A 12,514-nucleotide genomic window follows, 5' to 3' on the forward strand; every position below is an offset into this window, starting at 1 on the left:
TGCAACCCATGAAATAGCCTGGAATGCCGCTTCAAAAGCGGTAATTTCTCACTCGTTTGCGTTCTCGCGCTCTGCGACAGTGGCGTCCCCACATCAAGGAGCGAGTTATGAACAGACAACACGGTTTCACCCTGATTGAACTGATGGTGGTGATTGGCATCATCGCCATTCTCAGCGCCATCGGTATTCCCGCCTACCAGAACTACCTGCGCAAAGCCGCGCTGACGGACATGCTGCAAACCTTTGTGCCGTTCCGGACCGCCGTAGAACTGTGCGCCATTGAAAGCGGCGGCACCAGCGGTTGCGATGCCGGCAGCAAAGGCATTCCATCGCCTAAAACCACGCGCTACGTTTCCGCCATGAGTATCGCGGCGGGCAAAGTCACGCTAACCGGCCAGGAGAGCCTCAACGGGCTGACCGTGTCGCTGACGCCGGTCTGGAGCAACAGCGAAGGCGTTACCGGCTGGCAGCGCACCTGCGACAGCGGCAGCGACGGCGCACTGAAACAGGCTTGCGAAGAAACCTTCCGGTTTAACGCTGAATAAGGATGCGCCATGGATCGCGAATTCTTACTGGCGCTGTGCAAGCGCCATCATGCTCATCTTGTGGATCTTACTGACGCTGAGGTGCGCATCGCCCTCAGCGGCACGCCGGGCAAGGAACTGCTGGATGCCTTGCGCTTTGCCACACAGCGGCAGGTCAACATTGAGTACTGGAGCGCCGAACAACTGGAAAAACACCAGCAACAGACGCAGCCCGCGCAGCCTGACGACAGTACGTCTGCCGTCGCCTGGCTGGATGAAACGCTGCTGCACGCACTCAAGCGACGCGCCTCCGATATTCATATTGAGCCCGGTGACAATCACTGGCGGGTACGGCTGCGGGTTGACGGCGTGCTGCACCCTTTCACTACCCTGCCAGCAGAGCTGGCGCAGGCGGTGATGGCACGGCTTAAAGTGCTGGGCGAGCTGGATATCGCCGAACGCAGGCTGCCGCAGGATGGGCAATTCTCGGTGCCGCTACAGGGGAAACCGGTCTCTTTTCGCCTCTCCACGCTGCCCTGCCGGAGCGGTGAAAAGGCGGTGCTACGGTTGCTTGAGCAAAACGATCGCCCGCTGGCCGTCGAATCTTTGGGTATGCTGCCGGTCCAGCAGGCTGACTTTTACCGCGCCATCAGCGCGCCACAGGGCCTGATTCTGGTGACGGGCCCGACGGGGAGCGGCAAAACCATTACTTTGTACAGCGCGCTGGGCGCGTTAAATAGCCCGGAGCTCAACCTGTGCAGCGTGGAAGATCCCATCGAAATCCCGCTTTCCGGCCTGAACCAGACCCAGGTTAATACCAAAGCGGGGCTCAACTTCCAGAACGTGCTGCGCGCCCTGCTGCGCCAGGACCCGGACGTGGTGATGGTTGGCGAGATCCGCGACGGCGAAACCGCTGAAATCGCCATCAAAGCCGCGCAAACCGGCCATCTGGTGTTATCGACTCTGCATACCAACTCCACGGTAGAGACCCTTACGCGGCTGGAACAAATGGGCATTGCACGCTGGATGCTGGCCTCGGCGCTGGAAATCATTATCGCCCAGCGGCTGGTACGCAGATTATGCCCACACTGCCGGGTGCGTTTAACACAACCCGCTTCGCTGCCCGCCGCGTTCTGGTCAAGCCCGCTCTACGCATGGGAAGCGAAAGGCTGCGCGCAGTGCTATTCCGGTTTTTACGGACGCGTGGCGCTGTTCGAAGTGCTGACGCTGGAGCCAGGGTTGCGCCAGGCGATCGTCGATGGCGCTTCGGCGCAGCAGGTTGAACAGCAGGCACACGAATTGGGCATGGTGACGCTGTTTGAACATGGCCTGAAAGCGGTGGAACAAGGGCTAACCACATTACAGGAAGTTTACCGGGTGCTGGGGATGCCTCATGAATGAGCGCCGCTTGTGGCAGTGGAGCGGCCTGAACGATGAGGGCGCGCCTTGCGGCGGGTTGTTCTGGGCAGCAGATCGCCCAACGGCGCTCCAGCAGTTGTACCAACAAAATATCTGGCCCCTGAAGCTGAAGCGCCACTCCGTTGCGCGCCAGTACTGGAACCTGACCTATAAAATCCACTTTATTCGCCAGTTAGCAACGCTGTTGCAGGCGGGGATTGCCTTGCCTCAGGGGTTATCGATGCTGGCGGAGCAGCACTCCCGCCCTCAGTGGCAGGCGCTGTTATGGGAACTGGCTCAACAGGTGACCCAGGGCGTACCGTTTTCTGACGCGCTGAAAGCGTGGCCCAGGGTATTTTCTCCGCTGTTTATCGCGTTGATCCGCACCGGAGAAATTACCGGCAAGCTCGACGAATGCTGCCAGCGGCTGGCGGCTCAGCAAGAGGAACAGCAGGCGCTGCGAAAGAAGGTGGTCAAAGCGCTGCGCTATCCGGGCATCATCTTTGTAATGGCGCTGCTGGTCACCATCGGTATGGCGGGGTTCGTGCTACCGGAATTCGCCGCGATCTATCGTGCGTTTAACGCCCCGCTACCGGCGTTAACCCAGGGCGTGATGGCGTTCTCTGCTTTTATCACCGGCAGCGGGCACTGGCTGGCGCTGTTAACGGGCGCGCTTATTGGCGTTGTCCTGCGGTGCCGCCGTAACCCCAACTGGCAGTGGCAGGAACAAAACCTGTTGCTGCGCCTGCCGCTGGTGGGCGAGCTGGTACGCGGGCAGCGGTTGAGTCAAATTTATACCATTCTCGCCATGACCCAGCAGGCGGGCTTGCCGCTGTTGCAAGGGCTGGAGGCGGTGGTGCAAACGCTTGAGTCTCCGTTCTGGCGGCAGATGCTGGAGCGAATCATGCGGAAAATCGCCGACGGCGTACCGTTCTGGAAGACGCTCGAAGAGGAAAAGGGTTTTACCCCACTGTGTCGGCAGCTGATTTATACCGCCGAAGAAACCGGGTCGATGGATTTGATGCTGGCGCGGCTGGCGCACTGGCATACCGGACAAACCCACGAGCGCGCTGATTCGCTCTCGTCCACGCTGGAACCGCTAATGATGGTGGTGATTGGACTGATCGTCGGCACGCTGGTAATCGCCATGTATTTACCGGTGTTTCAGATGGGAGATGCCATGAGCGGCGCGGGCTAGCGGCATAAAAAAAGCAGAAGGTCGCCCCTCTGCTCTTTGCCGCGCTAAGCCAGCTAATTACAGGCTGTTGAACACGCGGTTCTCTTGTTCCTGAACGCGGATAAAAGTCGTGCGTTTGGTCAGCTCTTTCAGACGTGACGCGCCCACGTAGGTGCAGGCTGAACGCAGGCCGCCCAGGATATCGAGCGCAGTATTCTCTACCGGGCCACGCAGCGGCAGCTTCACGGTTTTGCCTTCTGCGGCACGGTATTTAGCGACGCCGCCAACGTGACGGTTCATCGCGGACTCCGAGCTCATGCCATAGAACAGCATGAATTTTTCGCCGTTCTCTTCCACTACGGTGCCGCCGCTTTCGTCGTGACCCGCCAGCATACCGCCGAGCATCACGAAGTCCGCGCCGCCGCCGAAGGCTTTGGCAACATCGCCCGGCGTGGTGCAGCCGCCGTCACTGATGATCTGGCCGCCCAGGCCGTGGGCCGCGTCAGCACATTCAATCACGGCGGAGAGCTGCGGATAGCCGACGCCGGTTTTTACGCGGGTGGTACACACCGAGCCAGGGCCGATGCCGACCTTAACAATATCCGCGCCGGAGAGGATCAGTTCTTCACACATCTCGCCGGTCACCACGTTGCCCGCGATGATCACTTTGTTCGGCCAGGCTTCGCGAGCTTTAGTCACAAACTGTACAAAGTGTTCGGAATAACCGTTCGCCACATCGATGCAGACGAAATTCAGGCCCGGGTTGAGCGCCAGGATCTGTTTGGTTTTTTCAAAGTCGGCGTCAGAGGTGCCGGTAGAAACGATGGCGTGCTTCAGCACGTTGGCATCCACGCTATCGATAAACTGTTGCCACTCTTCAACGGAGTAATGCTTGTGCACCGCCGTCAGAATATCGAACCCCGCCAGCGCTTTCGCCATACCGAAGGTGCCGACCGTGTCCATATTAGCGGCAATAACAGGTACGCCAGACCATTGGATACCAGAGTGCTTGAAGGTGAATTCACGAGCCAGTTCGACATCGGAACGGCTTTTGAGGGTGGAGCGTTTAGGGCGGATAAGAACGTCTTTAAAACCTAACTTCAGATCTTCTTCAATACGCATGAGCGAATTCCTGGTAAATGGCGATGAACGCGTAAGTATATGCGGCGGTACAACTACCAACTCCAGTGACGCTATCATACGCACTAATTGTGGCTCCGCAAGACTGCGAAAACGCTCTTTTTTACGCTACAATCCTATAAATTTACCTGCCGCCAGGCAGAAATCGTCATCTTATTAACAGGGAATTTTTTTCTTGTTGAGCAGGCTTTCGCAAGGCCATGAAAAGACAGACGATCACGTCAGAACACAATAATCGGGATTGGTTTATGGTTTACACAGTAGCGATAACAGGCGGCATCGGAAGTGGAAAAACCACCGTAGCCAACAAGTTCGCGCAACTGGGAATTACCATTATTGATGCCGATATCATTGCCCGAAATGTTGTTGAGCCCGGAAAACCCGCGCTGAAATCCATCGTGCAACACTTTGGCCCGGCCATGCTGCTGCCCGACGGCACGTTGGATCGCCGGGCGCTGCGCGAGCGTATTTTTGCGGATCCGCAGGAAAAAGCCTGGCTCAACGCCTTATTACATCCCCTGATCCATCAGGAAACCCAGGACCAAATAGCACACGCCACCTCCGACTATGTGCTGTGGGTGGTTCCGCTATTAGTGGAAAACCAGCTACATAAAAAAGCCGACCGGGTGCTGGTGGTCGATGTCGATCCTGAAACTCAGAAAATACGTACCATGCAACGTGATAATGTGTCGCGTACTCATGCAGAACAGATCATCGCCGCCCAGGTAAGCCGTGAAGCGCGCTTAGCCGTCGCCGATGATGTAATAGACAATAGCGGTAGGCCAGACGCTGTTGATGCCGAGGTGAAGCGCTTGCATCAACACTATTTGCAGCTGGCCGCACAAGCCGTGCAACAGGAAAATCAGTAATGCACAACCACATACTTTTTGAACATCCGTTGAATGAAAAAATGCGCACCTGGCTGCGTATCGAGTTTCTCATTCAGCAGGTGATGTCACGCCTGACCGTGACCGACCATGCTTCCGCCCTGCATTTTTTTCGCAATATCGGCGAATTAATGGATGTGTTTGAACGCGGCGATGTCCGCACTGAAATGCTTAAAGAACTGGAACGCCAACAGCGCAAATTACAAAACTGGGCCGAAGTGCCGGGCGTGGATAACGATCGTATCCAGGCGCTGCGTAAAGAGCTGAAAGAGCACAGCGTCACACTGATGGCCGCGCCGCGTCTCGGCCAGGCGTTGCGTGAAGATCGCCTGATCGGTCTGGTACGCCAGCGCCTCAGCATCCCCGGCGGCTGTTGCAGCTTTGATTTACCGAGCCTGCATTTCTGGCTGCATATGCCGCAGCAAGTACGCGACGCCCAGGTCAACCACTGGTTCAGCAGCCTTGACCCGCTGCGTTTCGCGCTGGAAAAAGTGCTCGATCTTATTCGCCATTCTGCGCCGTTCCGCAAGCAAACCAGCCTGAACGGTTTTTTCCAGGATAACGGTGACGACGCGGATCTTTTGCGCCTGACGCTGAACATGAGCGACGAACTGTATCCGCAGATTTCCGGGCATAAGAGCCGTTTTGCCATCCGCTTTATGCCGATTGATAGCGAAAATGGCCGCGTGCCTGAACGTCTGGATTTTGAACTGGCCTGTTGTTAAGGAGGCAAAATGACGGAAACCACCACGGTAAACTGCCCCACCTGCGGCAAACCGGTTATCTGGAATGAAACCAGCCCGTTTCGCCCGTTTTGCTCAAAACGCTGTCAGTTGATTGACTTAGGCGAGTGGGCAGCGGAAGAAAAACGCATCCCCAGCCAAAGCGACTTAAACGACAGCGACGACTGGAGCGAGCAGGACCGCTAAAAAAACGGGAGGGTCATTGCGTTACCCTCCCGGTTGTTTTTTTGTTCGCGATAACATCAACGCGCGTGGGCATCCGCAATCAGTCGCGCCACCACGGATTCATTGGCGGGCGGAAACGCCGCCGCATCCAGCTGGCTTGCTGCAATCCATTCTCCAGGCTGCCCCTCTTTCCCCCAGGGCTCCCCCTGCCATGTTTCGACCAGGTAAAACCACAAAGTGATATGCCGATCAGGGAAAGCGTACTCCAGCGTTTCGTAGAGTGACGGCTGTCCGGCGGTAATCCCCACTTCTTCCTGGAGTTCGCGGATCAGCGCCTGCTCCGGGGTTTCGCCAGCTTCAATCTTGCCGCCAGGAAACTCCCATTTATTCGCCATATGGGCATCAGCGGCGCGACGGGTAATAAAAATCGCGTTTTCGGCGTTGCGGATGATCCCCACGGCAATCTGTAGTTTTTTCATGTTCAGACCGCTTTATTTCAGGCTGGTGACCAGCCTGGTGCGCTGATCTTCCAGGGAAATCACACGCTGGCACACATCACGGCCAAACTGCTGAAAGTCCTGCTCCTGGTTTTTCCACTCATTCTGGATCGCCGTCTGCAATCCGCCCAGGCTGCCCAGCACGCCCTGTAATGGATTTCCGCCGCCTTTCAGTACCGCTTTGGCACCCATTTCATTGATGCTGTCCTGCAGGATGCCGCCCATCGCCTGGTTTACCAGCTGTTGGCCGTCGGCCCGCACCTGGTCGATGGCTTTATAGTGGAACGTCAGCCCGTCGCTGCGCTGTTCGATTATGCGATTCATCTGCGTTTTGAGCTGGGCATCAAGGCTGGTCAGGCGATTACGCATATTACTGCTCGCCCCGACTTCCTGAGTAATCACCCGGTCCAACGCCACGCGCCCTTTTTCCACGCGGCTTAACGCGCCTTGCTGGATCCACGGTAAATCGGTCCGTAAGGCTTTCTGATAGTTCAGCGCCTGCTGACGCTGCGCGGCGGTCAGGTTTTTCTGCTGGCCGTTAAACTGTACGCTGCCGTCGGGGCCAATCACCAGGTTGCCGTTTTCGCCAACCACCTGCACGGTTTGCGGGCTGAGCACCACATCGTCACGCGGCGTGACGCTGCATTTGTATTCGGCCTGAGCCTGCATCGCCGTTACCAGCAACGCGCCCAGAAGCACTTTACGCATCATATCGACTCCCTATAAAGCAAAACGGGCCACTCATTCGGCCCGTTATCAATTAACTCAATCCCACCATACATCGAACAGATCGCTTAAGCGGATCTCTTCGAGCTTGCGATCTTCAAGCCATTTGCGTACCAGCGCCTGATCTTCTTCGGTGCACTTGCCGACCTCCTGCTTGCAGATCAAACCTTCCCAGGCGAGGTAACCACTGCCGTCAAAGGCCAGACCGTTCGGCTCGATCACTTCATTGATCAGATCATCAACGGTTTTATCCACCACCTCTTCGCTGGTGCCTTCCGGGAAACGCCAGGCTACCGAGAATCCCAACTCCTGAAACTCATCGATGTGCATCTTTTTACGCAAACGACGGCTGCGGTTCTTTGCCATTATTTCACCCTCTCGAACATTAAGTCCCATACGCCGTGACCAAGACGATGGCCACGCTGTTCAAATTTGGTTACCGGACGCGATTCCGGGCGCGGTACGTAGTCGTTGTTTTCAGACTGGTTCTGATAACCTTCCACAGACGACATCACTTCGAGCATATGTTCGGCATAAGGTTCCCAGTCGGTGGCCATATGGAACACGCCGCCGAGCTTTAATTTGCTCTTCACCAGCTCCGCAAACGGGGCCTGGACGATGCGGCGCTTGTTGTGGCGCGCTTTGTGCCACGGATCCGGGAAGAACAACTGCACCATATTCAGGGAGTTATCCGGGATCATGGTTTGCAGCACTTCCACCGCGTCATGGCACATCACGCGCAGGTTTTCCACGCCCTCTTCATGGGCCAGGCTCAGGCATGCGCCCACGCCCGGGGAATGCACTTCAATACCCAGGAAATCCTGATGCGGATTGGCTTTTGCCATCGCCACCAGCGAGGCGCCCATGCCAAAACCAATCTCCAGGGTCACCGGCGCAGTGCGGCCAAACAGCGCGGTAAAGTCGAGCGGCGCGGGAGTGAACTCAACGCCCATCACCGGCCAGTAGTTATCCAGCGCGTGCTGTTGGCCTTTGGTCAGGCGGCCCTGGCGGCGGACAAAGCTGCGGATGCGGCGCAGCGGGCGGCCGCTTTCATCAAATTCCGGTGAAATGACGTCGTTATTCATGGTTTCAATCTGTGTCAGTGAATGGAAAAGCAAACCGGCATTATCCAAAGATAGTCATGGGATGCAAGCACAGGAAAGTTCCGGTTTACAGCCTTTTCGCTCTGTGCTGCAATCTGGGCCCTGAAACTCTAAGCCGGATGCCACGCGTTCATGATGCAAGCGCAGCAATTTTCTCGCCAGGTGCTCGACTGGTACGACAAATATGGGCGTAAAACCCTCCCCTGGCAGATCGAAAAAACGCCTTACAAAGTATGGCTGTCTGAAGTGATGCTGCAACAAACGCAAGTCGCCACGGTTATTCCTTATTTCACCCGCTTTATGGCGCGCTTCCCCACCGTCACCGATCTGGCCAACGCGCCGCTGGACGAAGTGCTGCACTTATGGACCGGGCTCGGTTACTACGCCCGCGCCCGCAATCTGCATAAAGCGGCGCAAAGGGTCGCCGACCAATACGGCGGCGTGTTCCCGCAAACCTTTGATGAAGTGGCGGCACTGCCTGGCGTGGGGCGCTCCACCGCGGGCGCGATCCTCTCTCTGTCGCTGGGCCAGCACTTTCCCATCCTTGATGGCAATGTTAAGCGCGTGCTGGCGCGCTGCTACGCCGTGGAAGGCTGGCCGGGCAAGAAAGAGGTAGAGAAAAAACTCTGGTCGCTGAGCGAAGCCGTTACCCCTGCCAAAGGCGTGGAGCGTTTCAATCAGGCGATGATGGATTTAGGCGCGATGGTCTGCACCCGCTCGCGCCCGAAGTGCGAGCTGTGTCCGTTACAGCTCGGCTGTGTGGCCTACGCCACGCAAAGCTGGGCCCGTTATCCGGGTAAAAAACCGAAGCAGGTGCTGCCGGAAAAAGTCGGCTATTTTCTGCTGATGCAGCAGGAGAACACCGTGCGCCTGACCCAGCGCCCGCCGGTGGGGCTATGGGGCGGGCTGTTTTGTTTCCCGCAGTTTGACAGCGAACAGAGCCTGCGCGAGTGGCTGGCGCAACGTAACATTAAGGCCGATAATCTGACGCAACTAAACGCGTTCCGCCATACTTTCAGCCACTTCCATCTGGATATCGTCCCCATGTGGCTTTCTGTGTCCTCGCAGGCGTCTTGCGTGGAGGAAGAGAGCGCACTCTGGTATAACCTGGCACAGCCGCCATCCGTTGGGCTTGCCGCCCCGGTTGAACGTTTGTTGCAACAATTACACGCGGAGCCGGTTGTGACACAACCTCTTCGCCACGATAGTGAGGATTCACGATGAGCAGAACGATTTTTTGTACCTACCTGAAGCGCGACGCCGAGGGCCAGGATTTCCAACTCTATCCGGGCGATCTGGGCAAGCGCATTTATAACGAGATTTCCAAAGAGGCGTGGAAGCTGTGGCAGACCAAACAAACCATGCTGATTAACGAAAAGAAACTCAACATGATGAACCCGGAGCACCGCAAGCTGCTGGAGCAGGAAATGGTTAACTTCCTGTTCGAAGGAAAAGACGTTCACATTGAAGGCTATACGCCGCCAGAACAACAATAAGGGCCTTTGGCCCTTTTTTGACAACACAATTTCAATAACACAACGCACTCCCTTAATGATGAAAAAATTACTCGCGCTGGCTTTGATTGCGCCGTTACTCATCTCGTGCTCCAGTAAAAAAACGGAAACCTATAATCCGGAACTGGAAAAAGATACCAACGGTTTTGACATCCTGATGGGGCAGTTCGCCCATAACATTGAGAACATCTGGGGATTTAACGAAGTCCTGATCGCCGGGCCGAAAGACTACGTTAAGTACACCGACGGCTACCAGACCCGCAGCCACATCAACTTTGACCAGGGTACCATCACGGTCGAGACTATCGCGGGCACCGATCCCGCCGCCCGCTTACGCCAGGCGATTATCACCACCCTGTTGATGGGCGACGATCCGGGTTCTATCGATCTCTATTCCGATGTAAACGACATTCCGATTTCCAAACAACCGTTCCTGTATGGGCAGGTAGTGGATAACACCGGCGAGCCTATCCGCTGGCAATGGCGCGCGGCGCGTTTTGCCGACTACCTGCTGCAAACCCGCATGAAGAGCCGCAGCAACGGTCTGCGTGTGATCTACAGCATCACGATTAACCTGGTGCCGAACCACCTTGATAAGCGTGCCCATAAATATATGGCAATGGTGCGCCAGGCGTCGCGCAAATATGGTGTGGATGAGTCGCTGATCCTGGCGATCATGCAGACCGAATCCTCGTTTAACCCGTATGCGGTCAGCCGTTCCGACGCGCTGGGCCTGATGCAGGTGGTGCAGCATACCGCAGGCAAAGACGTGTTCCGTTCCCAGGGTAAATCGGGCACGCCGAGCCGCAGCTATTTGTTCGATCCGCAAAGCAATATCGACACCGGCACGGCGTACCTGGCGATGCTCAATAACGTCTACCTGGGCGGTATTGCAAACCCCACCTCGCGCCGCTATGCGGTAATTACCGCTTATAACGGCGGTGCGGGCAGCGTACTGCGCGTGTTCTCTAACGACAAAATTAAGGCGGCCAGCATTATTAACAGCATGCAGCCGGGCGATGTGTATGAAACGCTGACTACGCGTCATCCGTCCGCCGAATCACGTCGTTATTTATACAAAGTGGACACAGCGCAAAAGAGCTATCGTCGTAAGTAATTTCAGTTAAATGTTATATCCCTCACATTCACTGTGAGGGATATTTTTTTGCGCCGCGTTTGGCCTGTCGTGGCATTTCTTCATTCGAAACCATTAACCACCTCACATTTTGCATCTGCAAGGCGGAGTTTTTTGCAGAATTATGTCGTAGCTAACAAAAAACATAGTGGCTGCAATGCTAAAATCCGCACAATTCACAACCTTCAATTTTTTAATTCAACATAATTTTGGTTTCTCGTGTGAGGAAAATAACATGAATTATAAGCTGCAGCTAAAAGTGCTCTCGTTTCTGCAGTTCTGCTTGTGGGGAAGCTGGCTGACCACGCTGGGCTCCTACATGTTCGTCACCCTGAAGTTCGACGGCGCGTCTATTGGCGCGGTGTACAGCTCACTCGGGATCGCGGCGGTGTTTATGCCGACGCTGCTGGGGATTGTGGCGGATAAGTGGATCAGTGCTAAATGGGTGTACGCGTTCTGTCATCTGGTCGGCGCTGCCACGCTGTTTATGGCCGCTAACGTCACCACGCCCACCGAGATGTTTGTGGTGATCCTCATCAACTCGCTGGCCTACATGCCGACGCTGGGCCTGGTTAACACCATCTCCTATTACCGTTTGCAGCAGGCCGGGCGCGATATCGTTACCGACTTCCCGCCTATCCGTATCTGGGGCACCATCGGTTTTATTCTGGCGATGTGGGCGGTGAGCTTCTCCGGCTTCGAACTGAGCCATATGCAACTGTACATTGGCGCGGCGCTCTCTCTGGTGCTGGTGCTGTTTACCCTGACCCTGCCGCACGTGCCGGTGTCTAACCAGCAGAAAAACCAGAGCTGGTCGACCATGCTGGGCCTGGATGCGTTCGCGCTGCTGAAGAACAAGCGCATGGCGATTTTCTTTATCTTCTCCATGCTGCTGGGCGCGGAACTGCAAATTACCAATATGTTTGGTAACACCTTCCTGCACAGCTTCGATCAGAACCCGCTGTTCTCTGGCAGCTTTATCGTGCAACACGCCTCGGTGCTGATGTCGATTTCGCAGATTTCTGAGACCGTGTTCATCCTGACTATTCCGTTCTTCCTGAGCCGTTACGGCATCAAGAAAGTCATGCTGATCAGTATCATCGCCTGGATGCTGCGCTTCGGCCTGTTCGCCTACGGCGACCCGACCCCGATGGGCACCGTGCTGCTGGTTCTGTCGATGATCGTCTACGGCTGCGCCTTCGACTTCTTTAACGTCTCCGGTTCCATGTTTGTTGAACAGGAAGTGAAACCGGCCATTCGCGCCAGCGCCCAGGGCATGTTCCTGATGATGACCAACGGCTTCGGCTGTATCCTCGGCGGCATTGTGAGCGGTAAAGTGGTTGAGCAATACACCCTGAACGGCATTACCGACTGGCAAACCGTGTGGCTGATCTTCGCGGGCTACTCGCTGGTTCTGGCTTTCGCATTCGTGGTGCTGTTCAAGTACAAACACGTCAAAGCGCCGGTTGCGGGCGTTCCGCACAGCGCCTGATAGCGCAGTAACA

At 56.1% G+C, this 12,514-nt stretch carries 15 protein-coding genes; 10 read left to right on the top strand and 5 right to left on the bottom strand.

The features are described 5' to 3' along the window. Window positions 1–107 precede the first annotated feature (107 nt). Genes ppdD through hofC form a run of 3 tightly spaced genes read left to right on the top strand, consistent with a single transcriptional unit; the run spans window position 108 to window position 3,120 of the window. Window positions 108–545 carry a prepilin peptidase-dependent pilin gene (gene ppdD / locus FHW74_RS05510; RefSeq protein ID WP_183169525.1) on the top strand — a complete coding sequence of 146 codons (438 nt, stop codon included), beginning with the start codon at window positions 108–110 and terminating at the stop codon, window positions 543–545. Window positions 546–554: 9 nt separating this feature from the next. Continuing rightward, window positions 555–1,925, top strand: a complete 1,371-nt coding sequence (gspE, locus tag FHW74_RS05515) for a type II secretion system protein GspE (RefSeq protein WP_183169526.1) — start codon at window positions 555–557, stop codon at window positions 1,923–1,925. Then, the gene (gene hofC / locus FHW74_RS05520; RefSeq protein WP_183169527.1) at window positions 1,918–3,120 is read left to right on the top strand and encodes a protein transport protein HofC; all 1,203 of its coding nucleotides are present in this window, start codon (window positions 1,918–1,920) and stop codon (window positions 3,118–3,120) included. The genes gspE and hofC overlap by 8 nt, the downstream gene beginning before the upstream one ends. Before the next feature lie 57 nt (window positions 3,121–3,177). Here the strand turns inward: hofC and FHW74_RS05525 are convergent, their stop codons facing one another. Next, the gene (locus FHW74_RS05525; protein ID WP_183169528.1) at window positions 3,178–4,221 is read right to left on the bottom strand and encodes a GMP reductase; all 1,044 of its coding nucleotides are present in this window, start codon (window positions 4,219–4,221) and stop codon (window positions 3,178–3,180) included. Between the two features lie 266 nt (window positions 4,222–4,487). Between FHW74_RS05525 and coaE the strand changes: the two genes are divergently transcribed. From coaE to yacG, 3 genes are read left to right on the top strand one after another with little or no spacing between them, the layout of a single operon-like run. Continuing rightward, a complete protein-coding gene (gene coaE, locus FHW74_RS05530; protein ID WP_183169529.1) occupies window positions 4,488–5,108 on the top strand; it encodes a dephospho-CoA kinase in 621 nt (206 codons plus the stop codon). Next, window positions 5,108–5,851: a cell division protein ZapD gene (gene zapD / locus FHW74_RS05535; protein ID WP_183169530.1), complete on the top strand. Its 744-nt coding sequence runs from the start codon at window positions 5,108–5,110 to the stop codon at window positions 5,849–5,851. Before coaE ends, zapD begins: the two co-directional genes overlap by 1 nt. A gap of 9 nt (window positions 5,852–5,860) precedes the next feature. After that, window positions 5,861–6,055 carry a DNA gyrase inhibitor YacG gene (gene yacG, locus FHW74_RS05540; protein WP_161660877.1) on the top strand — a complete coding sequence of 65 codons (195 nt, stop codon included), beginning with the start codon at window positions 5,861–5,863 and terminating at the stop codon, window positions 6,053–6,055. A gap of 56 nt (window positions 6,056–6,111) precedes the next feature. Here yacG and mutT read toward each other — a convergent pair whose 3' ends face one another. Genes mutT through trmB form a run of 4 tightly spaced genes read right to left on the bottom strand, consistent with a single transcriptional unit; the run spans window position 6,112 to window position 8,342 of the window. Further along, window positions 6,112–6,513 (bottom strand): 8-oxo-dGTP diphosphatase MutT, encoded by a 402-nt coding sequence (gene mutT, locus FHW74_RS05545; RefSeq protein ID WP_183169531.1) that lies wholly within the window; start codon window positions 6,511–6,513, stop codon window positions 6,112–6,114. A 12-nt stretch (window positions 6,514–6,525) separates the two neighbouring features. Further along, the gene (locus FHW74_RS05550; protein ID WP_183169532.1) at window positions 6,526–7,242 is read right to left on the bottom strand and encodes a DUF2884 domain-containing protein; all 717 of its coding nucleotides are present in this window, start codon (window positions 7,240–7,242) and stop codon (window positions 6,526–6,528) included. A gap of 54 nt (window positions 7,243–7,296) precedes the next feature. Then, window positions 7,297–7,623 (bottom strand): YggL family protein, encoded by a 327-nt coding sequence (locus tag FHW74_RS05555; RefSeq protein ID WP_183169533.1) that lies wholly within the window; start codon window positions 7,621–7,623, stop codon window positions 7,297–7,299. Beyond that, window positions 7,623–8,342, bottom strand: a complete 720-nt coding sequence (gene trmB, locus FHW74_RS05560; protein ID WP_183169534.1) for a tRNA (guanosine(46)-N7)-methyltransferase TrmB — start codon at window positions 8,340–8,342, stop codon at window positions 7,623–7,625. The genes FHW74_RS05555 and trmB overlap by 1 nt, the downstream gene beginning before the upstream one ends. A gap of 150 nt (window positions 8,343–8,492) precedes the next feature. On the opposite strand from trmB, the gene mutY reads away from it, so the two are divergent. The 4 genes from mutY (at window position 8,493) to FHW74_RS05580 (ending at window position 12,501) form a co-directional block, all read left to right on the top strand. Continuing rightward, on the top strand, window positions 8,493–9,584 hold the full coding sequence (gene mutY, locus FHW74_RS05565; RefSeq protein ID WP_183169535.1) for an A/G-specific adenine glycosylase: 1,092 nt from the start codon (window positions 8,493–8,495) through the stop codon (window positions 9,582–9,584). Beyond that, window positions 9,581–9,856, top strand: a complete 276-nt coding sequence (locus FHW74_RS05570; protein ID WP_183169536.1) for an oxidative damage protection protein — start codon at window positions 9,581–9,583, stop codon at window positions 9,854–9,856. The genes mutY and FHW74_RS05570 overlap by 4 nt, the downstream gene beginning before the upstream one ends. A gap of 55 nt (window positions 9,857–9,911) precedes the next feature. Continuing rightward, window positions 9,912–10,991: a membrane-bound lytic murein transglycosylase MltC gene (gene mltC / locus FHW74_RS05575; protein WP_183169537.1), complete on the top strand. Its 1,080-nt coding sequence runs from the start codon at window positions 9,912–9,914 to the stop codon at window positions 10,989–10,991. Between the two features lie 253 nt (window positions 10,992–11,244). Next, complete coding sequence (locus tag FHW74_RS05580) at window positions 11,245–12,501, top strand: nucleoside permease (RefSeq protein ID WP_183169538.1); 1,257 nt, start codon at window positions 11,245–11,247, stop codon at window positions 12,499–12,501. The last annotated feature ends 13 nt before the right edge of the window (window positions 12,502–12,514 follow it).

The sequence above is a fragment of the Atlantibacter sp. RC6 genome (assembly GCF_014193285.1).
GTDB lineage: Bacteria > Pseudomonadota > Gammaproteobacteria > Enterobacterales > Enterobacteriaceae > Atlantibacter.